Here is a 25495-nt window from a genome sequence, read left to right as displayed (position 1 = left end):
ATAGTATAGCATGGAATATTTTTGACAACAAAAAAGAGAACAAATTTTTGCTTATTTGTTCTCAGATTTGCTTTTAATCGTAATAATTTAAAGGTTCACTTTTGTTTTCTGTTTCTTGATTTCTTAATTGATTAATTTCAGCTTCTTTATCTTTTAACATACTTTCATAATTCGCAGTCAAAGTGGCTACTTCTTGTTCATGATCGGTTTTATAATCAGCGATAGCCTGATCAACTTTTTTATCATGATCAGTTTCAAAATCCTTTACTTGCTGTTCAAGTTGTTTAATCTGTTTTCTTTGTTGAAATAAATTCGCACTTGAAGTTAAGAAAACCACTAAGGCACCAATTAGTGCAGAGCCAATAATCACGATGATTAACGGACTTTTGAAACTAGAAAATCCGAAACTAACTGGTACATCTTGACTGTTCAACACGGCAAATAATACGATTAATAAAACTAGCAGAAAACCTACGATCACTTTCCATTGCTTTTTCATCCGCGTCACATCCTATTTTGTATTAAATAAACCGCCAGCCAAAAAATCACCAATTCTTGGGAATAATGTATAAAAGCGGCTAGCCACTTCCATCACATGGGGACGATTAATTTCACGAGTATTCGTACCTACCTTACTGATAATTATCTTGGCTATTTTCTCTGGCGTTAGGACAATCGCACCGATATTTTCTAAGTAATTCCCACTAGGATCCGCCTTACCAAAAAAATCTGTCTCAATTGGTCCGGGATTAATAGTGGTCACCTGAACATTGGCCGGTTTCAACTCTAACCGTAAAGCATTAGAAAAACCTAACACAGCAAATTTAGTTGCCGAATAAATGGTCGATTTTGGAGTCGCCATTTTTGCAGCCATTGAAGCAACATTGAAAATATGACCGCTTTTTTCTGCGACCATTTGGATCGCTATTTTTTGTGTGAAATAAAGCATGCCTAAAACATTGACTTCAAACATATTTTTAGCCATATTTAAATCAAAATTTACAAAGTCCTCGAAATAACCGAAACCGGCATTATTTACTAATACATCCACGTTACCTACTTCGTCAGCAATTTTGGCTAATACATTTTCAACACTATGAGGATCGGCAATATCTAATTGAAAGGCATAAGCTGCTTTACCGCTTAAAGCCATACATTTTTCTTTTACTTGACCAATTAAATTGATTCGTCGCGCACAAGTCACAACAATCGCACCTTGTCTAGCAGCTTCATAGCAAATTTGCTCACCAAGACCAGCAGAAGAACCGGTCACAACCACTACTTTATCTGTTAAATCCATTCCAATTTCACTCCTTCAACGGTAAATTATACAAATCAAAATCTTTCGCTATTTTTGTATTTGGAAAATATTCTCGTGCTTCTGCCACTAGTTCTTGAGCATCTTTTGCCAAATAGCGTGCTGAAATATGAGTAAGAATCAATAATTTCACATTCGCTGCTTGAGCAATTTCAGCGGCTTGTTTCGTTGTAGAGTGGAAATACGCCCTGGCCATCTGACTCTCATCTTTTTTAAAAGTGGATTCATGAACCATAACATCACTATCTTTTGCTAGTTCAACTGACTGTTTTGTCACACGGGTATCACCAAAAATAGTTATAACACGACCTTTTTTCTTTTCACCAACAAACTCTTGGCCGTTCAAAACTCGACCATCAGGTAAAGTGACTTCTTTACCTGCTTTTAGTTTCCCGTACAAAGGTCCGGCTGGAATATTTAAAGCAGCTAATTTTTCTACTTGAAGTGTACCTTCATGATCTGATTCGACAATTCGGTAGCCAAAGCTTTCAATCCCGTGGTCTAATTTCGCGCAAGAAACGGTAAATTGCTTATCTTGGAAAACAATTCCTTCTGCAATCTCAAAAAATTTCAGCTGATAAGAAAGCTTTGTCTTTGAAATTTGTAAGCTCGTCCGGACAAAAGTTTCTAATCCCTTAGGACCATAGATCTCAAGCGGTTCATCACCGCCTTGAAAAGAACGACTACTTAATAAACCAGGTAAACCAAAAATATGGTCACCATGCAGATGAGTAATAAATATTTTTTCAATTTTTCGCGGTTTTAAATTGGTCCGTAAAATTTGCATCTGCGTCCCTTCACCACAATCAAAAAGCCAGACTGCATTCCGCTCTTCTAATAATTTTAATGCTAGTGCACTAACATTTCGATGCTTTGCTGGAACACCAGCACCTGTTCCTAAAAATTCAAGTTCCATCTTATTCCTGTCTTTCTATCAAATAACACCATTTTAGAAGACTTTGTCAGCCAGTGCAAACTTATTTTTCTTGGTTTGAATGATTTTCTTTTTCTTTCGCCATATCTTGGGCTTTTTTAATGTCTTCTTCAACATCATCATAGTCTAAACGCGTAATTTCTCCGCCTAATTCATTCATAATTAATTGATTTAAAGGACGATTGTCATCTTCATCAGCAATTAGCAATAGCGCTGTTGAACCTTCAGAAACTTTATCGATTAAGAATGAAAATACGCCTTGTGCATTACGAACTTCTTTAACATCTTGTGTGCCACCGATTACACTTCCAGTAAACCAACCTAACAAAATGCCGATTGGCCCACCTAAAATACCAACTAGCATCCCAATTAAACCACCAGTGGCACTCTTATTATTACCAGTAAAATCTAAAAAGTCTTCGATCTCAAATTGGTGTTGTCCATCTTCACTATGACGAATAACAGCCATTTGATCACCTTTAACTTCTCTACTCATATGCATTTTTTTCACTTTTGAAAAAGCTTCATACGCTTGTGACGAAATTTCAAAATTCATAATAATTACTCGTTTTTCCATATAAAACACATCCTTTATGCTTTTATCTAAGTGTATCAATTATTGTAGAAAATGAATACTTAAAAGGCCTTTTTGAAATAAAAATTCTGAAGATCTTAGCATTATTGCTTTTGATAATATCAATTTATCAATGATGACTACCCCACAGTTAACGGCTATGCCACGACCTGCTTATGATTTAGGTTTTCAAGCTTGTGAAGTTTTAAAGGGGGAAATTTCAAATGATAACTATAAAAAAAGAAAGCAACTGATTTAATTAACCAGATGCTCTCTTCGTATTTTTTAGTCTACAAATTCGAATTCGTAATTGTTAATTCTGACAATATCGCCATCTTTGGCACCGCGTTTTCTCAAAGCTTCATCAACGCCCATTGAACGTAGTTGACGGGCAAAACGCATCACTGTTTCATCATGATCAAAGTTGGTCATCTTGAATAATTTTTCCAGCTTATCGCCGCCTAATACCCAAGTTGCATCTGGTTCACGAGTAATTGTGAAGGCTGGTTCATCTGATTCATAACCATAATTAACCACATCTTCTTCAATTTCATCCTCATATAATGGAAATTCGGGTGTCACTTCTAATAAATCAGCAGTAGCATTTAACAAGTTTTCCAATCCTTGTTTAGTGAAGGCAGAAATTGCAAAAACCGGGATATCATCAGCAAATTCATCTTCTTTTTCTGCTTGTAATTTTTCTTTGAAGGTTTTTAAATTTTCTTCTGAATCTGGCATATCCATCTTATTGGCTACAATAATTTGTGGACGTTCTAGCAAACGTAAATTATAGCTAGACAATTCATGATTAATTGCCAAATAATCTTCGTATGGGTCACGGCCTTCTGAACCACTCATGTCGATAACATGTAAAATAACCCGCGTACGTTCAATATGACGTAAAAATTGCGTACCTAGACCTACACCTTGTGAAGCTCCTTCAATTAAACCCGGTAAATCTGCAGCAACGAAACTGCGGTGATCACTAGTGGTTACCATGCCTAAATTAGGCACTAAAGTAGTGAAATGATAAGCACCAATTTTTGGTCGGGCAGCAGAAATAACAGATAAAATAGTTGATTTACCAACTGATGGAAATCCTACTAAACCAACATCAGCTAATACTTTTAATTCCAATTCAATTTTACGCTCTTGTCCTGGTTCACCGTTTTCAGCTAATTCTGGTGCTGGATTTCTTGGAGAAGCAAAACGGGTATTTCCACGTCCGCCACGTCCACCTTTTGCTACTACCAATTCTTGTCCGTCTTCTATTAAATCACCAATTAAAACGCCTGTTTCAGCATCTCTTACAGTTGTACCTGGTGGGACACTAACATAGGTGTCTTCCGCACCGCGACCATGCATCCCTTTACTCATTCCCTTTTCTCCCGGTGTTGCTTTGAAATGACGATTGTACCGAAAATCCATTAAAGTACGTAAGCCTTCATCAACTTTTAAAATAACCGCTCCGCCATGTCCGCCATCGCCACCAGCAGGTCCACCATCTGGAACGTATTTTTCTCTACGAAAAGCAACCATTCCGTCTCCGCCTTTTCCAGCTTTGACATCGATTGTTACTTGATCTAAAAACATTGACATAATTATATTCTCCTATCTACTAAAGCCAAACTATCCACATCTTTTACATTTTAGCTAGATTATCAAGAAAAGTCCATGTTTAAGTGAACATCTTCTATACAATTCTCATTATTAAGGAAATAATTATAAAATTTTCAATTAGTTACAGAAAAATAATTCTGATAGGTGTTTTGTTTTGACAAAAAAAAGGATTCGTCGCAAAATAACCTCATAAGAAAGAGCACGTGATTGCTTTTTCTATATAAAGGAGGAACTTTTGGTTATGACAGTAAAAGTAGGTATTAATGGATTTGGACGTATTGGTCGTTTAGCTTTCCGTCGTATCAAAGAAGTATCAGATGATATCGAAGTAGTAGCAATCAATGACTTAACAAGCCCTACAATGTTGGCTCAATTATTACAATTTGATTCAACTCATGGCACTTATCCTGGAAATGTTAGCGCAACTGAAGATTCAATCGTAGTTGACGGAGAAAAAACACGCATTTACGCTGAACCTGATGCTAGCAAAATCCCTTGGGTAAAAGAAAATGGCGTTGATATCGTTTTAGAATGTACTGGTTTCTACACTTCTGAAGAAAAAGCACAAGCACATATTGATGCTGGTGCAAAACGTGTTGTTATTTCAGCTCCTGCTGGCGCAATGAAAACAATCGTTTATAATGTTAATGATGATACATTAACTTCTGACGATAAAATTATTTCAGCTGGTTCTTGTACAACTAACTGTTTAGCTCCTATGGCTTATTTCTTAAATAATGAATTTGGTGTTGAAGTTGGAACTATGACGACTGTTCATGCTTACACTTCTACTCAAATGTTATTAGACGGACCTGTCCGTGGTGGCAACTTACGTGCTGCACGTTCAGCTGCTGACAATACTATTCCTCATTCAACTGGTGCTGCTAAAGCAATTGGCTTAGTTATCCCAGAATTGAATGGTAAATTACAAGGACATGCACAACGTGTACCAGTTGTTGATGGTTCATTAACTGAATTAGTAACTGTATTAAAATCTAAAGTAACTGCTGATGAAGTTAACGAAGCAATCAAAAAACATACCGTTGATAATCCATCATTTGGTTATGACGATCGCGAAATCGTTTCAACTGATGTTATTGGTACAACTTTTGGTTCAATCTTTGACCCAACTCAAACAGAAGTTACAACTGCCGGCGACGTTCAATTAGTTAAAACAGTTGCTTGGTATGACAATGAATATGGCTTCACTTGCCAAATGATTCGTTTGTTAGAAAAATTTGCTAACCTTTAAGATTAGATTTAAGAGGAGATTTCGATCTCTTCTTTTTTTTCACATTTTTTTCATATCTACTTTGTGTTTTTTTTGTTATCATAAAATAGAGAAAATGTGAAAGGAGCTTTTTATGCAACTCAAAAAATTTATGATTGGTGCAGCTTTAGCCTGTTCTGCTCTGATTCTAACAGCTTGCAATAGCAATAATGAAACAAAAACTTCAGAAAGTTCAGCAAAAACAACTAAATCGAGTGTAGATCTCAGCAAAGTCGATTTACCTCAATTAGATGAAGGTGTAGCAGCCGATGAATATTTAGTTCAAATGGATACTTCTGAAGGAACCATTCAAATGAAACTATTTCCTAAACAAGCACCAAAAGCTGTTGAAAATTTTGTTACTCATGCAAAGGATGGCTATTATAATGGCACCACTTTCCATCGTGTCGTTGAAGATTTTATGATTCAGGGTGGCGATCCTAGTGGAGATGGCACTGGCGGTGAAAGTATCTGGGGTGAAGGATTTAAAACTGAAAATTCTGATCAGCTTTATAATATCCGTGGTGCTCTTGCGATGGCCCGTTCCCAATCTCGCAGTAGTAATGGTAGTCAATTCTTTATCGTTCAGAACAATAAAAATGTTTCTGATGGTTTAGCTATTCAATATTATCCTGAAAGGATTATTGAAGCTTATCAAAATGGTGGTGCACCAAACTTAGACGGTGAATATACTGTTTTTGGTCAAGTGACTGAAGGCATGGATGTCGTTGATAAAATTGCCGCAGCAGAAGTTACAACTAATACTGGTGGCGAAAACTCAAAACCAACTAATCCGGTAACCATCGATACAATTAGTATTTTACAAGAACCTAGTGATAGTAAAGCAACAGATTCTAGCAATTCAACTGAAGCAATGGAAAATTCCGAAACAACTACTACTTCAACAAATTAATTATTAAGCCAAGATCATTTTTTGATCTTGGCTTTTTCTATTTTTCGATAGCAAATTTAACTTTTGCTTTATAAGTTCTTAAGATATAAAAAAACTTCGTAATAGTATTTACGAAGTTTTGCAACGGTCTTATTTTTGTTCTTTATCTCCAACGATAAACGTAAATTCACATTCAGTGACTACTTTTTCTTCAACTGTTGCCCAAGCTTTAGCAGTGCCAACAGGTCCTTTAATCTTTTGAATATCAAAATTTAAGAATAAAGTGTCACCTGGTCGAACGAATTCATGAAAAACTGCTTTATTAATCCCACCGATATAGGCTGTTTTCCCTTTAAATGCTTTAGATTCTAATATTAGTAAAGAACCTGCTTGAGCCAAAGCTTCTACAATCAATGTGCCGGGCATAATTGGTTGGTCCGGAAAATAACCTTGAAAAAAATCTTCATTCATTGTTAAATTCTTCTTAGCAGTGATATGTTTTTCATCTTCAAATTCAGTTACTGCATCTAAATAATAAATGGGAAAACGATTTGGAATCGCCGCCATAATCTCTTCAACGTTCATCAATTTGTTCATTTTTGCACCTCAATTTATTTATTTGATTATCAAACTATCATACTATTTCAAGTTTATCAAGCCTCCAAAAAATAAATAAAAAAATAGTTTGACAATCAAAGCATTTTAAAACATAATAAGCTCATACTTATTTTATATTATTTAGGAGTGTGCCAAAGAATGTCAATTTTATCTGGAAAAAAAATCGTTGTGACTGGCGTTGCTAACAAAAAAAGTATTGCTTGGGGATGTGCCAAAGCCATTTCTGATTTAGGCGGCCAAGTCATTTATACTTATCAAAATGATCGTATGAAAAAAAATCTTGTCAAATTAGTTGGCGAAGAAGCGATTATGGTAGAACTAGATGTCTCTGCTGATGAAAATATCGAAAAAGCATTTAATCAAATCAAAGAAACTGTAGGAACAATTGACGGATTACTGCATTCAATTGCTTTTGCTAATAAAGAAGAATTATCTGGAGATGTAACTGATATTAGTCGTGAAGGCTTTGCTTTAGCGCAAGATGTTTCAGCCTACTCTTTATTGGCGGTATCAAAATATGCGGCACCTTTGATGACTGAGGGCGGAAGTATTGTCACTATGACCTATATGGGCTCTGAGCGCTCTATTCCAAATTACAACATGATGGGTATTGCAAAAGCTGCATTAGAGGCTGAAGTTCGCTATTTAGCGACTGAAATGGCGCCTAAGAATATTCGGGTAAATGCCATCTCAGCTGGTGCGATTAAAACATTGGCAGTAACTGGGGTAAAGGATTATCAAAGTTTATTGAACCTATCTGAAGAACGAACACCGGACAAAGTTAGTGTAACAATCGAAGAAGTCGGTAACACTTGTGCTTTTCTTTTAAGTCCACTTGCAACTGGTATTATTGGTGATATTATTTATGTAGATAAAGGTGTTCATTTAAGTTAATTTGAACTATTATATTTTAGCAATTACTAAAGGACTATGACAAAAATTGTCATAGTCCTTTTCTTATTTTACTTCATATCTAAGTTGTCTAAATAATGTTGGCGTATTTCCTTCTTCATTGTCTTCAAATTGAACAAATTGAATTTTAGGAGAATAATCTGTTGAATGGGCCTCTGCGATATTTGTAATATCTAAATTATAAGGCTCTCCATTTTTTAATTTTTCAGATAGAATTAGTTGATTCGCTACATACACAAAAGTCACTTGATTTTCATCAATCCCTGTTGCTTCAAAGGTTAACTGATTTTCATCTGGATTAACTGATTCAGTCAATAGTTTAAAATCACCAGTCCCTGTACCATCACCTTGCGTTACATCATCCATCATTTCTTGAGTTTCTAAATCGACAGATTCATCAACTTGCTCATCATTTTTAGTAGAACAAGCTCCTAAAATTAGTGTAAGAGTAAATATTAAGGCAAGCAGTATTTTTCTCTTCTTCACATATTTCCCTCCTTTTTTAAAGTATATCAAAATTTTAAAATAAAAAAATACTCAGGAAATTCCTGAGTATAAAAAATTATTTTACTTTTTCAATCCAGCCTGCCGGAGCTTCTACGTCTCCATATTGGATTCCTACAAGTTCATCATAAAGTTTTTTAGTTACCGGTCCGACCTCTGTTTCGCTGTAAAAAACATGGAAATTGTCTCCATTTTGGATTCCTGCAATTGGTGAAATTACCGCTGCTGTCCCACATGCGCCCGCTTCAACATAATCATCTAGTTTGTCGATGTAGACGTCCCCTTCAACTGCTTCCATACCAAAACGTTCTTCTGCTAATTGCAGTAAAGAATATTTGGTAATACTTGGTAAAATAGACGGTGAAGTTGGGGTAACAAATTGATTGTCTTTGCTAATTGCAAAAAAGTTTGCAGAACCAACTTCTTCGATTTTAGTATGAGTAGCAGGATCTAAATAGATACAATCAGAAAAATTACGATCATGTGCTTCTTGGCCTGGCAGTAAACTTGAAGCGTAATTCCCACCCACTTTTGCTGCACCAGTACCATGGGGAGCCGCTCGATCATATTCAGAAACGATAAAATTAGTCGGCGCCATTCCACCTTTAAAATAAGGTCCTACTGGCATACAGAAAATACTGAAAATATATTCCGGCGCAGGGTTCACACCAATATTTGGTCCAACACCAATTAGAAATGGACGTAAATATAAAGTCGCTCCAGTTCCATATGGTGGCACGTATTCTTCATTAGCTAAAACAACTTCCTTCAATGCATCAATAAATTTATCTTGAGGAACTTCCGGCATCATCATTCTTTCAGCACTTCTATTTAATCGTTTCGCATTCTGTTCTGGTCTAAATAAATTAATTCCGCCTTCTTTTGTACGGTATGCCTTCAACCCTTCAAAAGCTTCTTGACCATAATGTAAAGCTGTTGAACCTTCATTAATATGAATCATATTATCTTCAGTTAATTTTCCTTCGTCCCAGGCGCCATCTTTCCAATATGAAATATAGCGATAAGGAGTTTTAATGTAACTAAAGCCTAATTCTTCCCATTTGATATCCACCATTTTACCATCTCCTTTTAATTTATAGAAAGTCTACCATTTTCACATCAAAATGTCATGGTATTTTTAGAAATATTTGAAATTTTCAGATAAATTCTTTCAAGATTTTTCATCGACAGTATTTAGAAAACTTGTTAAACTGATGGGAACATCTTTTAAAGACTATCATTGCACAAATAATTACCTTAATTTTAAAAAGGAGTTTTCATATGTTTTTTCTTAATGCAACAGTGGATTCCAGCACGAATTTAGATGTTGTTGATCAAGCAACCAAAAAATTATCCGCTTGGCAAAGATACTGGGATTCAATCAATTGGGATGATATATTAGCGACTTTTATTCAAAAAAGTATTACTTTACTAATTGTTTTAGTATTATTTATCATCATTCGACGAGTTGGAAATTTTCTAATCAATCAGTCTTTTGAACGACAGCAACAAAAGATGACCGGCAGTATAACTAGATTAAAGACTATTCACACACTCTCTAGCAATGTGTTTTCCTATTTTTTATTGTTCTTTTTCTTGTACGCAGTATTAGATACAATTGGTATTCCAGTTGGCTCATTATTAGCGGGTGCTGGGATTGCCGGTGTTGCAATCGGACTGGGCGCCCAAGGATTTATGAATGATATTATTACCGGATTTTTTATTATCTTAGAACAACAGATTGATGTTGGTGACTATATTCGGTTGGTTAATTTACAACTTGAAGGAACTGTTACCTCAGTGGGTATTCGGACTATTCAAATGAAGTCGACAGATGGTACGGTTCATTTTATCCCCAACCGTAATATTACCACTATTAGTAATTTATCAAGAGCTCATATGCAAGTACTGCTAGATATTCGAATTAATCCTAATGAAGGTTACGATGCTATCAGCCAATTAATCATGCAGGTTAACACAGAGTTAAGTGAAAAATTTAAATCAGAAATTTTTGATGGTCCTACATTGTTTGGCATGGTGGATTTAGGAAATAGCAATTATGCAATCCGAACGGTTATGTATGTAGAAAATGGTAAACAATACCATCTGAAGGAAGAATTTTTAACTGCTTACGTAAACACACTCAACCAACACGGATTTACAATTCCCAATAATCCGATTGTCGTAAATTAAACGAGCTTCAAAAACAGTGGGAAGTTTCCGCTGTTTTTTTCGTGAAATAAAAAAAATATCGGTAAGAGATCCGCGGATTTCTTACCGATATAAATTATTTTTTATGAAGCATAGCGCTTGCTGATCATTTTTAATGGTAATGCATTGCTAAAAAAGAAAATTAACCCCGTTTGTAAAGGAAGCATAACCGCAGCCTTAGTCAAGCGAATTGTCCATAAGGCTTTGTCCGTAAAAGGAATACCATACATAATTGACAACCATAGTGGTGTTAAAAATAAGCTAATGATTATTGTATTCAGTAACACACAGAAAAATGCATTTTTTATAGTTACTTTTTTCTTATAGAAAAAATAACCATAAATCAAGCCACCAATAAAAGCATTCAAAGTGAAGCCGATGAAAAATGGCGCTTTTCCTAACATTGTATTGCCGATTATATCAGCAATGGCAGCTCCAACCCCTGTCCATAAAGGACCAAAAAGGCTAGCTAATACTACCTCTGGTACAAAATCAAAGGTAACTTTTAGTAGCTGCGTTTCAAATCCAAAAATTTGGGATAAAACAACCATTAAGGCGATTAATAATCCCATTGTAGCAATTGCGTGAGCGTTTAATTTTTTCACGATGAGCATCTCCTTTAGAGCTGCTACACAAAAAAGCATGCAGCGAATGCGAAGACAAAACCGCGAATCGCCATTCTTCGTTCCTGAAGCAACATTCCATCTTCAAGACACTTAACGCTTTGTCTTCTACTCTGTTTATTTTTTATCAATGCTGATTATAACTTAAATAATAAAAACCGGAAACAAAAATTCCTCCTCCAACAATATTTCCTAAAAAAACTGGGATAAAATTACTGATAAAAGCTACCTAGGTACTGCCACCCTCAAAAATGGCTGCTGGAATTATAAAAGCATTAGCCACACTATGTTGAAAACCAATCGCTACAAAAATCATTACAGGAAACCAAATACCTATAATCTTCCCCGCACTATCTTTGGCACCATAGCATAACCATAAAGCTAACCCTACAAACCAATTACAGCCTATCCCAGAAACAAAAGCTTGAAAAAAAGTTGCTTCTACTTTGTGATGAGCAATATTGATTACTTGTTCTTGAAAAACACCGCTATGGGTTAATCCAACAAAATGACCAAAAAAATATGCAACAAAAATTGCACCCACTAGATTAGCAAATGTAATTGTTAAAATATTTTTTATATAATCACCAAAAACGATTTTTTTTGCAAAGTAGGCACTACTAACGGCCATCATATTTCCAGTGACTAATTCTCCACCCGCCAATAAAATGACAATCAAGCCAATCGGAAAGACACACGCACCTACTAAACTAGCAATGCTAGGTAAATCCGTTGCAATAGAAGCTGAAACTCGAATATAAGCCAGATAACCTAAGGAAATCATGGCACCTCCGATAAAACCTAAAATAAGTTTAGTTAATAATGGTTTTTGAATTTTTGAATTCCAACGAGAATACTTTGCTGTAAAATTTTAGTTGGACTAAACATTGATTCAACTCCTTGAAGAAAATCTTTTTAAACAATGTTTAATTCTTCAAAATGACTCAGTATTTTAATATCCTGAGAGACACTCACGAAGGCTTTCTGATCTACTTCTTTCATGATACGATTAAGAATTTCCATTTCATAGAAAGTTATAACAGTAATTAAAATCGTCTGTTCTTGATGGTCGTAAGCACCATAGCCTTGAGGAATAACCGTAATCCCTCTAGTTAAATCTTCTTGTAAGGCGGCGATGACTTCTGCTGGCTTTTGCGTGATCACCATCACTTGAACTTTTTGATGTTTCACATAAACTAAATCAGTTACTTTTCCACTGACAAAAATTGCTAAGAGACTGTAAAAAGCATACGGCCAACTGAATAAGTATCCAGCTGTCAATATAATCACACCATTAATCATCATTGAAATAGCGCCAATACTTCGACCTGTATGTTGTCTTAAAGTAATAATGAGAGCATCCATTCCACCTGTTGAAATACCATATTTCAAGGCCAATCCCAAAGAAAACCCATTAATAACACCACCAAAAATTGCACAAATAATCGGATCATTCGTCAAACTTATATTTGGCACAATGTACATTGCAAAAGAAGCAAATGTTACAGAAATAACTGTAAAAACGACAAATTTTTTATTGATTTTAAACCATGCTAAAATGAACATTGGTACATTTAATAAATAATAAATGATTGAAATTGGTATGTTTGCACCGCTACCGCGATCAAAAAGAGTCGTCAAAATTTGTGAAATCCCAGTAATTCCACCTGCATAAATTTGACCAGGTTGCCAAAAGAAGTTTAAAGCAATTGAATACAAAAAAGCGTAAATTAGGGCAATTGTTAGTTTAGTAACTGTATCTTGCCAAAATTCCTTTTGTTTCCCTTTTAGCATAAAGTGCCCCTTCCATATTTATGAACTTGCTAAAACAAGATGAACAAGCAAAAGCAACAATAAGAAGTCACTTTTTACTTGTTCCATGATCTATTAATCTTCAAACTGAATGTCTAAATCAATCTTTGATTCAACAGCAGCTAATAAACTGCCATCTACTAATACGTTTGTTGCTATGTTTAGTTCATCATAAATTTCAATATCTTTATCATTTTCAATGAAATCCACGGATTCACGGAAAGTATCATAAGCCACTTGAGTCCCTTTACCGAGATTTTTTTGTGCTTGACGAATATCAATCGCTTGGCAAGCAGCCATAATTTCGGTAGCAACCACGCGACGAGAATTTTGTAAAATTTCTGCCGCCGTTCTAGCTGCTGTGGTCCCCATGCTGACAAAATCTTCTTGATTTTCACACGATGGAATCGAATCAACACTAGCAGGGTGAGCTAGAATTTTATTTTCAGAGACCAATGATGCACATGCGTATTGAGTAATCATGAAGCCAGAATTCAAACCAGGATGTTTCACTAAGAAAGACGGCAATTTGCTTAGCTGTCTATTAACTAATCTCTCTAACCGGCGTTCAGAAACATTACCAATTTCAGCAATCGCAATCCCTAAGAAATCAAACGGCTGAGCCATTGGTTCACCATGGAAATTCCCACCAGAAATAACTTTTCCGTCTCTTGTGATGATTGGGTTATCTGTGACTGAGTTGATTTCGATTTCAACTTTTCTTTTCACATAAGCGATTGAATCTTTACTTGCACCATGAATTTGCGGCATACAGCGCAATGTGTACGCATCTTGAACATTATCTGGAGTTGCTTCTGTTGTATAGACACTGCCTTCAATTAATCGACGAATATTTCTAGCTGTTGCTAATTGACCGCTTTGTGGTCTAATAGTGTGTAATTCTTCTTCGAAAGGACTGGAAATACCGCGATGAACTTCTAAAGACAACGCCCCAGCAATATCTGCTAATTTCAATAATTCAATAGCATCATAGGTAGCCAAAGCTCCTACTGCGGTTAAAACAGTGGTTCCATTAATAAAAGCCAAACCTTCTTTAGCACTTAACTGAATAATTTCTAAACCAGCTTTTTCCATTGCTTCTCTACCAGGTAATAATTCCCCTTGGTAATAAGCTTTACCCAAACCTAATAATGGCATGACCATATGAGCTAATGGAGCTAAATCTCCGGAAGCTCCTAACGATCCTTTTTCAGGAATATGTGGATGTACCCCATTATTTAACATTTCCATTAATGCTTTTACGGTGCCTAAACGGATTCCAGAATAACCTTTGACTAAAGAGTTCACTCTGATTAACATGATGGCCCGCACAACATCTACCGGAAATGGATCGCCAAATCCAGAAGCATGTGTTCGGATCAAATTTTCTTGTAACTGAGCGGTATCCTCTTGAGAAATACTGACATTACACAATGAACCAAAGCCAGTATTTATTCCATAAACTACTTGTTTTTCGGCAACGATGTCATCCACTATTTTTCGAGAACGATTAACAGCTTCTTCAGCACTTTCAGCAATTATTACTTTGATATTATTTCTTGCAACAGCGATAACTTCTTCTAAAGTTAAATGATCACCATCTAGTACAATTATTTTTTCCTCTCTCATGTCCAAATCCTCCAATTTTAGATGCCATGACTTATACAAAAATCGTTTTATTAAATAATTGTTGAATTTTATCTTTGTTTTAAATTTTATTGCACTACATTTGGTTTACGATTAATTATAAAATACAAAATACTAGCCACGATTACCCCTACAAGTCCAGCAATCAAGTTTACTGGATTAGCAGCCGCAACCATCCAAATGCTAACAATAATTGAAATAATTGGAATTACCGATCCAAATGGCAGATTAAAGACTGGTTTCGTATCCATACCTTTACGACGTAACCAAATAACGGCTAACGCTGTCGGAATGTATTGAAAGAATCGAAATACCACACTCAGCTCAGCTAATTGTTCAAATGAACCACTCATTAAGAAAGCAATCGTAATGATCCCTGAAACAATAATAGCTACAATTGGCGCACCTTTTGCATTCTTTTTAGCGATAACCTTGGGTAACAATCCTTCATCGGAAATCGAAGCACCATAGCGAGGAATCATTAAAGAATCTCCCATGTTCAATCCAGCAATTGAAACCAAAGCACCAATGGAAATAATCCATTTGCCAGCGGGTCCAATCATTTGTACAAAAGCATCTTGTACTGGTGCATTACTTTGTAAAATTCCAGTGCCTAACATTGCGATTGTACCAGCAATGATTAAAAAATATAAAGTCGACACAATACTTATTGAGCTTAAAATTGCTTTAGGGACATTTTTTTTCGCATTCCGCATTTCACCCGCAACAATTGGTAAGGCTTCAAAACCAATAAAAGCATAAAAAACAGTCAGTGAAGTTGATGCCATTGCTTGAGAAATTGTCATGTCAGGATTTAGTTGTAAAAATGGCGTGAAATTTCCCATGTTGATTCCGTTTTTAATAAAGAATATACTCATTAAAGCAAATGCAATGACTGGAATCAATTTTGCAATCGTAATGACAATTGTAAAAATTTTCGACGTTTTAATACCCATACTGTTAATGACCGATAATAAAATTACCAATAAAACGCTAATCCAAGTGTTATAGCCAGTTAAATTAGGAAAAGCTTGTATTAACAATTCGGCAAAACCAGAAGCCATCGCAGCCCAGGAAATAATTGTTACAAACCAACCTAAAATCCCTACATTAAATCCTACAAAATCACCAAAAGCGGTTTTAGCATATTGAAATGCACCACCATTTTTGTTGAAATATCCCGATACTTCAGCAAAGCATACAGCCAGCATCACGACTAAAATAACATCGACTAACATTGCAACTAAAGAGGCAGGTCCTAAATCCTGATAAATAGTACGAGGCAATAAAAAAATTCCAGAACCAATTACAGCATTTATCCCATAAAGAGTTGCTCCACTAAGACTAAATTTAGCTTTTTCACCTTCAGCGACAAGTTTTTCAGGGTTTTTAATGCCTGGAATCTGTTCTTCATTGTTTTCCATATTTTGTACTCCTCTTACTTAAAACGCTTTCAAACCTTTGTTATAAGCTACAACTTGCATTGACTAGACTTACTCTTTTCTCTTCTCCTAAAATTGACAACTCAACTGGTCGTTTAACTTCTGTTAGTCGTAAGCTATCTGATTTTGACACAAAATACTCAATATTATTAATCACAATTTTACAATCTTCAATGCAATACAAAAGACTTTCTGCTTTTGGTAAAAGCTAGGTTTCATTTGTTACTAAGGGTTTCATTAATCCTCTCATCGAATCACGATAGATTAAATTGAAATCTATACACTGACCAAAACTTTTCGTTGATACGGATCCGTTAAAGGCAAAAACTTGAAAAGGATCAAGCCTCACCTCATTATTCTCTTGTTCAAGTTTTATTTTCCCAGCTAATAACATCAATAATCTTTTATAACCAGGTAATGATGTAAATGTACTAGTCTCGGTTTCAATCGTGGCACTTGATATTCGATAGTCAAATTCATCTAATAGGTATTGTCCATTTTCTGGAGATAAGACGATTTCAGTCGTTTGACCGCTGCTCCAAAGTGAAATATGATACTTATTTTCCTTTAAATAGGTAATATTCATATTAGAATAACCCAGAGATATTACCTTCACTATCAACATCAATTCTTTCTGCTGCAGGTGATTTCGGTAATCCTGGCATTGTCATAACAGCCCCAGTTAAAGCCACAATAAAACCAGCTCCCGCCGAAATTCTCAAGTTTCGAATTTTGACAGTAAAGTCAGTGGGTGCACCTAATAAAGTCGCATCATCAGAGAATGAGTATTGTGTCTTAGCCATGCAAATTGGATATTCCCCAAAACCTAATTTCTCTAATTCTGCTAATTCTTTTCGAGCTACTGGCGCTAGTTCGACACCTTTACCACCGTAAACTTTTTGAACAATTTTAGTTAATTTTTCTTCAATTGAATCAGTTCCTTCATAAACATAACTGAAATTACTTTGTCTTTCAGTTAATTCAATGACTTTATTCGCAAGATCAACACCGCCTGCACCACCATTTGCCCATACATCTGAAAGAGCGACATCAACATTTCTTTGCTGACAAGCTTTTTTCACAGCTTCTAATTCTGCTTCAGTATCAGTTGGAAATTTATTGATAGCAACAACAACGGGCATTCCATAAACTTCTTGAATATTACTAAGATGTTTTTCTAAATTTGGTAATCCTTTAATAACCGCATCAACACTTTCATTCGCTAAATCTGCTTTTTTCATTCCACCATGCATTTTCAAAGCACGAATGGTCGCTACCAAAACTACCGTATCAGGACTCAAATTAGCTAAACGACATTTAATATCAACAAATTTTTCAGCACCTAAATCAGCCCCAAAACCAGCTTCAGTAACTGCGTAATCAGCATATTTTAAAGCTAATTTTGTTGCTAAAACACTATTACAGCCGTGAGCAATATTGGCAAATGGCCCACCATGAATAAAAGCAGGTGAATGCTCTAAAGTTTGGACAATATTTGGTTGAATAGCTTCTTTTAATAAAGCGGTCATTGCCCCTTCAGCTTTTAAATCTTTGGCAGTCACAGGCTTACCTTCAAAAGAGTAGCCAATAATAATTTGACTTAGTTTTTCTTTCAAATCAGTAATATTATTAGCCAAACATAAAACTGCCATAATTTCTGAAGCCACTGTGATGTCAAAGCCGTCTTCTCTTGGTACTCCATTAACACGTCCCTGCAGACCATCGACAACATGTCGTAATTGACGATCGTTCATGTCCACCACACGTTTCCAGGTAATTCGACGACTATCAATCCTCAAAGCATTTCCTTGATGAATATGATTGTCTAACATGGCAGCTAACAAATTATTTGCTGCACCGATCGCATGGAAATCGCCGGTAAAATGTAAGTTGATATCTTCCATTGGGACAACCTGGGCATAGCCACCGCCAGCGGCGCCTCCTTTAACACCGAAAACGGGTCCTAAAGAAGGTTCTCGTAAAGCAATAGCCGCTTTTTTGCCTATTTTTGAAAGTGCATCTACTAAACCAACTGAAGTTGTCGTTTTTCCTTCACCAGCAGGCGTTGGCGTAATCGCCGTAACTAAAATTAATTTGCCTCTATTGGTATCTTCTAAATCATTTAGTTTACTAACATTTATTTTAGCTTTGTAATTTCCATATAATGAAAGACTGTCCTCAGGAATACCTAATTTATTTGCTACTTCTTTAATCGGTAGCATCTCTACTTGATTTGCAATTTCGATATCTGATAAAATCGTCATTTTACTCAACCCTTCTTACACAATTTTTTCGATTTCTGTGTAAATATGATCGGCTAACTTACTTCCTTCTGTTAATAATTCCAAGCCATTTTTACGATAATGTTTTACAAAATCTTCGTTCTTAACCCCTGAAAGATTGATTAGGACATTTAGCCAAGCGCCTTGTAAAGCAGATTTTAAATTAAGTGCCGCAACCCCAAGATCACTAGCAGCATTAGTGTTTGATTTTCCAATTAAAGCTTCAGTAACTTTCAAAGCCTCTGTAGCAATTTCCATCATTTTAAAAGGTGTTTTGGTTGCTCCCTCTAAAGCATTCTGCATCGCTTCTTTACGAGCTGCCTTCTCTTCTTCGGTATCCTTTGGCATTGTAAATACTGCTGATACTTTATTAAAGGCTTCTGTATCTTCATCAATCGCTATTATAAAAGCGTCTTGAAGTCTAGCAGCTTCAGCCTGTCTTTGTTTTACTATTTCTTCAAATTCAGCATATTTCTTTTTGCCGATTGTTAATTCAGTCACCATTTTTGTCAAGGAGATTCCCATTGCTCCAGCTAAAGCTGACGCCGAACCGCCTCCTGGAGCTGGTTCATCTGAACCCAATACAGTCATAAATTCATTAACTTTCAAATCTATTAGTTGCATAGTTATCCTCCTAATTTAATAAATGATTTTCTAAAACTTGTTTGTTGTAATCAAATTCTTCAATTTGCAAATAATACTCAGCGCAATCAATTAATGCTTTGGCTGGTGTTAAGCCAATTACTTCACTGCCGATAATGTTCACGCCATATCTTTTGGCTTCAAATCGAATCGTTTCAAAGGCACGATATAAAGGTGTACCCTCGTAATTCACCATGTTCATCGATACTTGAGCAATATTACGTTCTTCCAGCATTACGCCGATTCCTTTACAATACTTAAAGCCGCCACCAGATCCACGGACAATTTTTGCAATTTTATTCGCAATATCAATATTATCGGTATCTAAGTTGACATTAAAAGCAACCAACGGCATCCGTGCACCTACAGCAGTTACACCAGCCGTTGGGTGGATTTTTCTTTCTCCAAAATCGGGTGCCCAGTCTTCCTCTAGTAATTTTTCTGGCATCCCTTCAAACTGACCTTTACGTACTTTTGCTAAATTTTTACGAGCAGGTGTACTAGCCGATTCTTCATATAAGAAAATTGGAATGTTCAATTCATCATTGATACGCTTCGCAACTTTTTTAGAGATTTCCACACATTCTTCGGTTGTTACATCTTTAATCGGTACAAAAGGTACCACATCAGTCGCACCCATTCGGGGATGTTCTCCATGCTGTTTCGTCATATCAATATTTTCGCTAGCATATTTTACAAGTTGGAAAGCAACTTCCTGGATACCAGCTTCATCCCCGACTAAAGTGAAGACGCTACGATTGTGACTAGCATCCGAAGAATAATCTAACAAGGTCACTCCTCCAACACTTTTGGCAACTTTCACTAATCCGTTAATGACTTTTTCGTCACTTCCCTCACTAAAATTAGGAATACATTCAATTAATTTTGCCATTTTAAAAACATCCTCTCTTTTTAATAATTGCATAACATTTTTCGATTTTATAAGGGGCATCACTCCCTTATAAACTAAATAGTTCACAGCTTTTTCTTAACAGTTCTACATCTTAAAAATCTTATTTTGCGCAATAAACAAATTAAATCGTTGTTAACGCTTCCATTCATGGAACAACCTTATCATTATTTAAAAGGTCGGTCAATCTCATATAAATGCTGAGATTAAGCCCTTCCTCAGAATTTTATTTAAAGATTTTTGTTAAGTATAATTTTAATTTTTTAATCGTATTTTTCTATAGACAAAAATTTGACACTTTTTCGACATTCTTAATCTGAATGTCGAAAAAGAAGCTGAAATTTAACTTCAAAGAATTCGTTAAATTATCAGTATCTTTTCATAACAGTAGGATATTATGTATATATTTTATAGAGGTTCGCTTTATCATTTAATTGCTTTTTAAAAGTAAAAATTGAAAATGTAAAAAACAGTCATCGATATTTCTTTTTAATGATTTAAATGATTTTTTGCTTAAATGATTTTTTGACGTTTTATTGATACTTTTATGAGAAAAAAATAAAAAAATAAAATTTTTCTCATTTAAAATCGAAATCTTTGCTGTACAAAAAAACTCGAAAAAAAAGACCGTTAAAAAAAAGAATCTCAAATATTAGACTTTCGAGATCTCTTTAAATTTTTTTCAGACGATCTTTATAAAACTATTCAGTTGTTTTTACTTCTTCAAAAGTATCCTTCAAATAATTTAATTCAAATTGATCACGATAAGCACTAAGGTTTTCTACAGCTTTCTTATAATAATGATTTGAGCTGTAATTTAATAGTTTTTCTATCTTCGGTGTATCCAGTGCTTTAATAGTTAGAAGATGCTTAACAATTGCCTTAAAAAAATAAACGATACCAGAATCACGTGGATTAGTCATTTGACCTTGAACTTCACTAAAACGTAGTAAGGACTCATACACTGCTTGATAATTTCCTTCCAGTAAATCAATTAAAGCTAAATACACACTTAATTGTGTCCGTTTCCAAGGTGAAATAATATTGGTGTACATTTCATTTGAACGTTGAAGATAATGTCTTGCTTGTTGGTAATTCCCCGCAGCAAAATACGAAATACCCATATCTACATAAAAAATCACTAGACTGGTTATTAAACTGGTTTCTTCGCATAGAGCTATAGCTTTTTTCATATAAAAAACAGCTTGATTGTAATTTTTTCGAAGCCGTTCAATTTCTGCTAAATAATCATAGGAAGCAGCAATGTTGCTGGCATATTTTTCTCTAACTTCATTTGAAATTGTAAAAATCGTAATCGATTCCTGACATAAGCGCTCTGCTTCTGATAATTCGCCAATCATTAAATGATACAAACCTTTTAATCTAAGTAAAATACCGATTGACTCATGATCATTAGATTTAATTGCAATGGTCATCGCCATATCAATATAAAGAGCCATCTCGATTGCATTGTCTGTTTGAATAAAAAAATAAATCATTTGTCGATAGGCTTTTGCTAAAATATCGTCATGGTGGTATTCCTTCGCTTGAACAATCACCCTTTGGATATCTTCAATCCCGCTATGATAATCACCACGATTAATTAAATAACGACCTTCCAGATATAAATACTTCATTAAAAGCTGTTGATAGTCATTCATATCTCCATAAAGTTCTTCATTAGATTTTAACTGGTGACCAATCTCTTCAAACTTTTCAAACTCTTTTTGAAATTCCAGCGGATGTAATTCTAAAGCCACTTTACTTTGTTCGTTATAAATTGGAAAAAGTTCATGTTGAAATTTTAACGAAAGTTCTAAATTAGAAAGTTCATAATCTAAAGATTTTAACTCTTGGTCAGCATTTTTATAATGATAAGCCACCAACGAGAGTAGTCCTTTGTCATTAGATGCTTTATATTGTTCTTCTAGCAAACGGGCAATTTTTTCATGAATTAACCGGATTTTACTGGCTGATTGACAAGAATAAATATGTTCTCTTAATTTTTTTTTCTTGAAAAATACATGAATTTTACTATTTATTGCCTGCTCAATTAAAAGATTCCGCTCGCTAATATTTGCGACTGCTTTCGCAATTTCCTGTTCTGAAACCTCTAAAATTAAAGCAATCATGCTTATATAAGGGGGATTTTTGAAATAAGCTACCACTTCTAATACTGATCGTTCCATTGAAGATAGCTGAACAAGTGAAAATTCCAATTCCTTTTTAATTTTTGCCGTCATGTAATTAATCGATCCGCCCTGCCGCAATTGTTTGACATACTCCATTAAAAACATTGGATTTCCTTCTGATTCTTCATATAGTTTGTCACAAATCTCATAATCAAATTGTTGTTCCGGTATTTGCTTTTCAACAAAAGCTTTAATCGCTTCTTTTGGAAAAGGCTTTAAAGTAATTTGTAATAATTTATCGTAGTGACTGACTGCATTAATAAAATCAGTCACTTCACGATGATGATCAGTTCTTAAGGTCATTAGAAATAAGCAGTTTTGATTATGCAGTAAAAGACTTGTCAATAACTTCAAACTAGGCTGATCAATCCACTGTAGATTCTCAATATATACAATTATGTGATACTTGGCAGCTAGTTTATCCATTATGGTCAGCAAAAATTGCGAGAGATGATTGATATCAGTATCTCTTATTTTTTCTTCAAATTGAGTGCTGGCAATATCTAAAAAACTAGGAAAAAAACGCTGACACATTTGTCGCCATAAAGTTTCTGTCATGATTGATTCCGTTAAAACAATTGGTTCCAACTGAGTCATTATTTCTCGCCACATTCTTAAAGTAAAAGTTTGCTCTGCCTGAAAACAGCTAGCTTTAACTAATAATATTTCAGAGGCATTATTCAAAACTAACTGACTAAGAGCGGTTTTGCCAACTCCATCATCTCCTTGGATCAAGACTGATTGAAACGGTTGGTTACGATCAAAACAATCCAAGTTTGCTTCTAATACTTCAAGTTCAGCAGTCCGTCCAAAGAAACGATACTTGGTCGCATCTTTTTGTTCTTTGTTACGTTTAACGATTGTTAAAGTATCTTCGTAAATTTTTCGTGTTTCATCACTTGGCTGAATACCTAATTCTTCATTTAGTGTGCCCGCTAAACTGTAATAGGTTTCAATAACTTTACCATTACGATGACTATTTTGATAAAAACGCATCAACATCTGATAGTTGCGTTCATCATATTCATCAATATCAATCAATCGATGAATATTCTTTTCGACATCTTCCAAATGATTATTTTCAATATCTTCAGCTACTTTTTTATAACAGCTTTGAATAAATTTCTGTTCAAAAAAATTGCGCATTTTAATGACCCACAGATCAAAACTTTCAGAATCCTTCAAAAAAAATCCTTTTAGAAATTCATCTCGATATTCATCTAGATAGTGGATAGGATCTTCCGTGAACAAACGTGCGTCACTGGGAGCAACTAACGCTCCATCTAATTGTAAAATTGATTTATTGGGAGAAACAATGAACTCTGCTCCTAATTCTTTATTGGCTTGGTAAATAGTATTGCGTAGATTTTTACGAGCATTTTGTTCTGTTTTATTAGGCCACAACATCCCGGCTATTTCATCTCGACTGGCCGAAATATTTACTGTCAAGTAATAAATTAACGCATTGATTTTAGAAAAAGCAAAAAACACTGGTTGATCATCTAAAAAAATTTGAGGGTTACCAAACAATTGGCAACGTAGTACCTTTCGCATACATTCACCTTCTTTCATTCATTTTACGATAATTATTTAAAAAATAATAGCCAATTATAATCTCTAATAGTTACAATCATAACAACAAAATTTTTTATCATAGAAAAAAGGATTTGAAGAGTATCTGCTCCCCAAATCCTATAGATTATTTATAATAAAATTTTTATTCTAACCTTTGACGTTCATTAACAACTAATTTGCCCGCTTTATAAACTTGGCTAACCAAGTTAGTTGCAAAAAAATACATCGGAAAATCAATATTTGCTGCATCAAAAATAGCAATATCCGCCTGTTTGCCAACATCCAAACTACCAACCTTTTCATTGCGAGCTACTGAATAAGCAGCATTAATGGTTACAGCATTAAACACTTGGATCGGCGTTAATTTCATTTGGAAACAGCCCAATTGCATAATAAACTGTAAATTGGCCGTCGGACAGCTTCCAGGATTACTGTCAGTCGTTAAAGTAATTGCCATTCCTTTTTCAATCATTTTTTTAGCAGGGGCAAAAATATCTTCCATTAAACTAAAGGTTGTTCCTGGTAGCAAGTTCCCAATTACATTTGACTCGCTGAGAAGATCAATATCTTCATCTTTAATAACCATTAAATGTTCTGCGCTGACTGCATGCAAGTCAGCTGCGACCTTAGAACCCCCGATTGAAGCAATTTCATCTGCATGAATCCGTAATTTAAAGCCCAGTTCTTTAGCTGCTGATAATAAACGATAGGATTGTTCAGCAGTAAAAACATTACGTTCACAAAAAATATCACAGAATTCAGCTAAGTTTTCAGCTTTAACTTTTGGCAACATTTCATCAATTACCAATTCAATAAAATCATCTGAACGATCTTTATATTCTTCCGGAATGGCATGAGCGCCCATAAAAGTTGAGACTAGCTCAATATCATGATCTTCATTTAATTGACGGGCAACTTTTAATTGACGTTCTTCTGTTTCCCAATTTAAGCCATAACCACTTTTGGCCTCAACCGTCGTTACTCCATGAACTATCATCTCATTTAATAGATGTTCTGATTTTTGATACAATTCTTCAAAAGTTGCACTTCTAGTGGAGCGCACCGTGCTTAAAATACCACCACCAGCTGCTAAAATATCTAAATATGGTACACCATTTAATTTTTGTGAAAATTCATTTTCTCGACTACCACCATAGACCAAATGAGTATGGCAATCAATTAAACCAGGTGTTGCTAATTTTCCACTATAATCTACTATTTCAGTTGCTTCACCAATCAATGAAGCAGAAGGTTCACCAGCTGCCACTTCCAGAATTTTATCTTCTTTAATCGCGATATAACCGTGTTCAATTATTTGTGCCTCATCCATTTCAGCACCACGTAAAGGATGCCCCAGGTCATTAGGACAAAATATTTGGCTAAAATTCACTAATAATTTATCTGCCTGCATATTTTTCTCTCCTCTTTTTTTTCTTTTCCATTATCATCAATCACAGTCAAATTAATGTCAAAATTTTGTAAGCGCTTCTCTTGATTTCAAAAATTAAAAATTTCTT

General features: G+C 34.9%; 23 protein-coding genes, 1 pseudogene and 1 riboswitch. Of the genes and pseudogenes, 5 read left to right on the top strand and 19 right to left on the bottom strand.

The features are described 5' to 3' along the window. Positions 1 to 73 precede the first annotated feature (73 nt). From ID741_RS11010 to ID741_RS10995, 4 genes are all read right to left on the bottom strand, one after another. Entirely contained in the window at positions 74 to 499 is a 426-nt protein-coding gene (locus ID741_RS11010; protein ID WP_218325218.1) for a LapA family protein, read from the bottom strand. Between the two features lie 12 nt (positions 500 to 511). After that, a complete protein-coding gene (locus ID741_RS11005; protein WP_438719996.1) occupies positions 512 to 1300 on the bottom strand; it encodes an SDR family NAD(P)-dependent oxidoreductase in 789 nt (262 codons plus the stop codon). 7 nt (positions 1301 to 1307) lie between these two features. Beyond that, positions 1308 to 2234 carry a ribonuclease Z gene (gene rnz / locus ID741_RS11000; protein ID WP_218325216.1) on the bottom strand — a complete coding sequence of 309 codons (927 nt, stop codon included), beginning with the start codon at positions 2232 to 2234 and terminating at the stop codon, positions 1308 to 1310. Between the two features lie 61 nt (positions 2235 to 2295). Further along, the gene (locus ID741_RS10995) at positions 2296 to 2829 is read right to left on the bottom strand and encodes a DUF1269 domain-containing protein (RefSeq protein WP_438719995.1); all 534 of its coding nucleotides are present in this window, start codon (positions 2827 to 2829) and stop codon (positions 2296 to 2298) included. A gap of 100 nt (positions 2830 to 2929) precedes the next feature. On the opposite strand from ID741_RS10995, the gene ID741_RS10990 reads away from it, so the two are divergent. Further along, complete coding sequence (locus ID741_RS10990; protein ID WP_438720465.1) at positions 2930 to 3085, top strand: hypothetical protein; 156 nt, start codon at positions 2930 to 2932, stop codon at positions 3083 to 3085. Positions 3086 to 3111: 26 nt separating this feature from the next. Here ID741_RS10990 and obgE read toward each other — a convergent pair whose 3' ends face one another. Continuing rightward, positions 3112 to 4425, bottom strand: a complete 1314-nt coding sequence (gene obgE, locus ID741_RS10985; RefSeq protein WP_438719994.1) for a GTPase ObgE — start codon at positions 4423 to 4425, stop codon at positions 3112 to 3114. A gap of 262 nt (positions 4426 to 4687) precedes the next feature. Between obgE and gap the strand changes: the two genes are divergently transcribed. Both gap and ID741_RS10975 read left to right on the top strand, forming a co-directional pair. Beyond that, entirely contained in the window at positions 4688 to 5698 is a 1011-nt protein-coding gene (gap, locus tag ID741_RS10980; RefSeq protein WP_218325214.1) for a type I glyceraldehyde-3-phosphate dehydrogenase, read from the top strand. Between the two features lie 112 nt (positions 5699 to 5810). Continuing rightward, positions 5811 to 6629 (top strand): peptidylprolyl isomerase, encoded by an 819-nt coding sequence (locus tag ID741_RS10975; protein ID WP_438719993.1) that lies wholly within the window; start codon positions 5811 to 5813, stop codon positions 6627 to 6629. 129 nt (positions 6630 to 6758) lie between these two features. Here ID741_RS10975 and fabZ read toward each other — a convergent pair whose 3' ends face one another. Then, positions 6759 to 7205, bottom strand: coding sequence for a 3-hydroxyacyl-ACP dehydratase FabZ (gene fabZ, locus ID741_RS10970; RefSeq protein ID WP_438719992.1), 447 nt, complete (start codon positions 7203 to 7205; stop codon positions 6759 to 6761). A gap of 159 nt (positions 7206 to 7364) precedes the next feature. Here fabZ and fabI point away from each other — a divergent pair, with 159 nt between their 5' ends. Next, complete coding sequence (gene fabI / locus ID741_RS10965; RefSeq protein ID WP_438719991.1) at positions 7365 to 8120, top strand: enoyl-ACP reductase FabI; 756 nt, start codon at positions 7365 to 7367, stop codon at positions 8118 to 8120. 63 nt (positions 8121 to 8183) lie between these two features. Here the strand turns inward: fabI and ID741_RS10960 are convergent, their stop codons facing one another. Then, positions 8184 to 8624, bottom strand: a complete 441-nt coding sequence (locus ID741_RS10960; RefSeq protein ID WP_438719990.1) for a hypothetical protein — start codon at positions 8622 to 8624, stop codon at positions 8184 to 8186. Between the two features lie 76 nt (positions 8625 to 8700). Further along, on the bottom strand, positions 8701 to 9717 hold the full coding sequence (locus ID741_RS10955) for a branched-chain amino acid aminotransferase (RefSeq protein WP_218325209.1): 1017 nt from the start codon (positions 9715 to 9717) through the stop codon (positions 8701 to 8703). A 206-nt stretch (positions 9718 to 9923) separates the two neighbouring features. On the opposite strand from ID741_RS10955, the gene ID741_RS10950 reads away from it, so the two are divergent. Then, positions 9924 to 10835, top strand: a complete 912-nt coding sequence (locus tag ID741_RS10950; RefSeq protein ID WP_438719989.1) for a mechanosensitive ion channel family protein — start codon at positions 9924 to 9926, stop codon at positions 10833 to 10835. A 101-nt stretch (positions 10836 to 10936) separates the two neighbouring features. Here ID741_RS10950 and ID741_RS10945 read toward each other — a convergent pair whose 3' ends face one another. The 11 genes and pseudogenes from ID741_RS10945 to hutI all read right to left on the bottom strand — a co-directional run bounded on the left by ID741_RS10945 (position 10937) and on the right by hutI (position 25389). Further along, the gene (locus ID741_RS10945) at positions 10937 to 11467 is read right to left on the bottom strand and encodes a folate family ECF transporter S component (RefSeq protein WP_218325207.1); all 531 of its coding nucleotides are present in this window, start codon (positions 11465 to 11467) and stop codon (positions 10937 to 10939) included. A 29-nt stretch (positions 11468 to 11496) separates the two neighbouring features. Further along, a riboswitch (THF riboswitch) is annotated at positions 11497 to 11594 on the bottom strand. Positions 11595 to 11603: 9 nt separating this feature from the next. Further along, a pseudogene (locus ID741_RS10940) lies at positions 11604 to 12364 on the bottom strand (formate/nitrite transporter family protein). A 27-nt stretch (positions 12365 to 12391) separates the two neighbouring features. After that, positions 12392 to 13270 (bottom strand): YitT family protein, encoded by an 879-nt coding sequence (locus tag ID741_RS10935; RefSeq protein ID WP_218325206.1) that lies wholly within the window; start codon positions 13268 to 13270, stop codon positions 12392 to 12394. A 93-nt stretch (positions 13271 to 13363) separates the two neighbouring features. Continuing rightward, positions 13364 to 14917, bottom strand: a complete 1554-nt coding sequence (gene hutH, locus ID741_RS10930) for a histidine ammonia-lyase (RefSeq protein WP_438719988.1) — start codon at positions 14915 to 14917, stop codon at positions 13364 to 13366. Positions 14918 to 15003: 86 nt separating this feature from the next. Continuing rightward, a complete protein-coding gene (locus tag ID741_RS10925) occupies positions 15004 to 16359 on the bottom strand; it encodes an APC family permease (protein WP_218325204.1) in 1356 nt (451 codons plus the stop codon). 226 nt (positions 16360 to 16585) lie between these two features. Then, a complete protein-coding gene (locus ID741_RS10920; protein WP_438719987.1) occupies positions 16586 to 16963 on the bottom strand; it encodes a HutD family protein in 378 nt (125 codons plus the stop codon). A 1-nt stretch (position 16964) separates the two neighbouring features. Next, positions 16965 to 18641, bottom strand: a complete 1677-nt coding sequence (locus ID741_RS10915; RefSeq protein ID WP_438719986.1) for a formate--tetrahydrofolate ligase — start codon at positions 18639 to 18641, stop codon at positions 16965 to 16967. Between the two features lie 15 nt (positions 18642 to 18656). Beyond that, the gene (locus tag ID741_RS10910) at positions 18657 to 19283 is read right to left on the bottom strand and encodes a cyclodeaminase/cyclohydrolase family protein (RefSeq protein WP_218325201.1); all 627 of its coding nucleotides are present in this window, start codon (positions 19281 to 19283) and stop codon (positions 18657 to 18659) included. Between the two features lie 10 nt (positions 19284 to 19293). Next, a complete protein-coding gene (ftcD, locus tag ID741_RS10905) occupies positions 19294 to 20193 on the bottom strand; it encodes a glutamate formimidoyltransferase (protein ID WP_218325200.1) in 900 nt (299 codons plus the stop codon). 719 nt (positions 20194 to 20912) lie between these two features. Then, positions 20913 to 23957: an AAA family ATPase gene (locus tag ID741_RS10900; protein WP_438719985.1), complete on the bottom strand. Its 3045-nt coding sequence runs from the start codon at positions 23955 to 23957 to the stop codon at positions 20913 to 20915. Positions 23958 to 24120: 163 nt separating this feature from the next. Beyond that, a complete protein-coding gene (gene hutI / locus ID741_RS10895; RefSeq protein ID WP_438719984.1) occupies positions 24121 to 25389 on the bottom strand; it encodes an imidazolonepropionase in 1269 nt (422 codons plus the stop codon). Positions 25390 to 25495 lie beyond the last annotated feature (106 nt).

It is taken from the genome of Enterococcus sp. AZ103 (assembly GCF_051714685.1).
GTDB classification, from domain to species: domain Bacteria; phylum Bacillota; class Bacilli; order Lactobacillales; family Enterococcaceae; genus Enterococcus_A; species Enterococcus_A alishanensis.
The sequence above is the reverse complement of the archived record's forward strand: the minus strand, read 5'-3'. Positions and strand labels throughout refer to the sequence as shown.

Excerpts from the sequence above, each read along its gene's own strand:
- ID741_RS10950 (WP_438719989.1), top strand. The coding sequence starts at position 9,924 with ATGTTTTTTCTTAATGCAACAGTGGATTCCAGCACGAATTTAGATGTT.
- ID741_RS10955 (WP_218325209.1), bottom strand. The coding sequence starts at position 9,717 with ATGGTGGATATCAAATGGGAAGAATTAGGCTTTAGTTACATTAAAACT.
- ID741_RS10925 (WP_218325204.1), bottom strand. The coding sequence starts at position 16,359 with ATGGAAAACAATGAAGAACAGATTCCAGGCATTAAAAACCCTGAAAAA.
- hutH (WP_438719988.1), bottom strand. The coding sequence starts at position 14,917 with ATGAGAGAGGAAAAAATAATTGTACTAGATGGTGATCATTTAACTTTA.
- obgE (WP_438719994.1), bottom strand. The coding sequence starts at position 4,425 with ATGTCAATGTTTTTAGATCAAGTAACAATCGATGTCAAAGCTGGAAAA.
- ID741_RS10995 (WP_438719995.1), bottom strand. The coding sequence starts at position 2,829 with ATGGAAAAACGAGTAATTATTATGAATTTTGAAATTTCGTCACAAGCG.
- ftcD (WP_218325200.1), bottom strand. The coding sequence starts at position 20,193 with ATGGCAAAATTAATTGAATGTATTCCTAATTTTAGTGAGGGAAGTGAC.
- ID741_RS10975 (WP_438719993.1), top strand. The coding sequence starts at position 5,811 with ATGCAACTCAAAAAATTTATGATTGGTGCAGCTTTAGCCTGTTCTGCT.
- ID741_RS11005 (WP_438719996.1), bottom strand. The coding sequence starts at position 1,300 with ATGGATTTAACAGATAAAGTAGTGGTTGTGACCGGTTCTTCTGCTGGT.
- ID741_RS10900 (WP_438719985.1), bottom strand. The coding sequence starts at position 23,957 with ATGCGAAAGGTACTACGTTGCCAATTGTTTGGTAACCCTCAAATTTTT.
- ID741_RS10935 (WP_218325206.1), bottom strand. The coding sequence starts at position 13,270 with ATGCTAAAAGGGAAACAAAAGGAATTTTGGCAAGATACAGTTACTAAA.
- fabZ (WP_438719992.1), bottom strand. The coding sequence starts at position 7,205 with ATGAACAAATTGATGAACGTTGAAGAGATTATGGCGGCGATTCCAAAT.
- ID741_RS10920 (WP_438719987.1), bottom strand. The coding sequence starts at position 16,963 with ATGAATATTACCTATTTAAAGGAAAATAAGTATCATATTTCACTTTGG.
- ID741_RS10915 (WP_438719986.1), bottom strand. The coding sequence starts at position 18,641 with ATGACGATTTTATCAGATATCGAAATTGCAAATCAAGTAGAGATGCTA.
- ID741_RS11010 (WP_218325218.1), bottom strand. The coding sequence starts at position 499 with ATGAAAAAGCAATGGAAAGTGATCGTAGGTTTTCTGCTAGTTTTATTA.
- rnz (WP_218325216.1), bottom strand. The coding sequence starts at position 2,234 with ATGGAACTTGAATTTTTAGGAACAGGTGCTGGTGTTCCAGCAAAGCAT.
- gap (WP_218325214.1), top strand. The coding sequence starts at position 4,688 with ATGACAGTAAAAGTAGGTATTAATGGATTTGGACGTATTGGTCGTTTA.
- hutI (WP_438719984.1), bottom strand. The coding sequence starts at position 25,389 with ATGCAGGCAGATAAATTATTAGTGAATTTTAGCCAAATATTTTGTCCT.
- ID741_RS10945 (WP_218325207.1), bottom strand. The coding sequence starts at position 11,467 with ATGCTCATCGTGAAAAAATTAAACGCTCACGCAATTGCTACAATGGGA.
- fabI (WP_438719991.1), top strand. The coding sequence starts at position 7,365 with ATGTCAATTTTATCTGGAAAAAAAATCGTTGTGACTGGCGTTGCTAAC.
- ID741_RS10910 (WP_218325201.1), bottom strand. The coding sequence starts at position 19,283 with ATGCAACTAATAGATTTGAAAGTTAATGAATTTATGACTGTATTGGGT.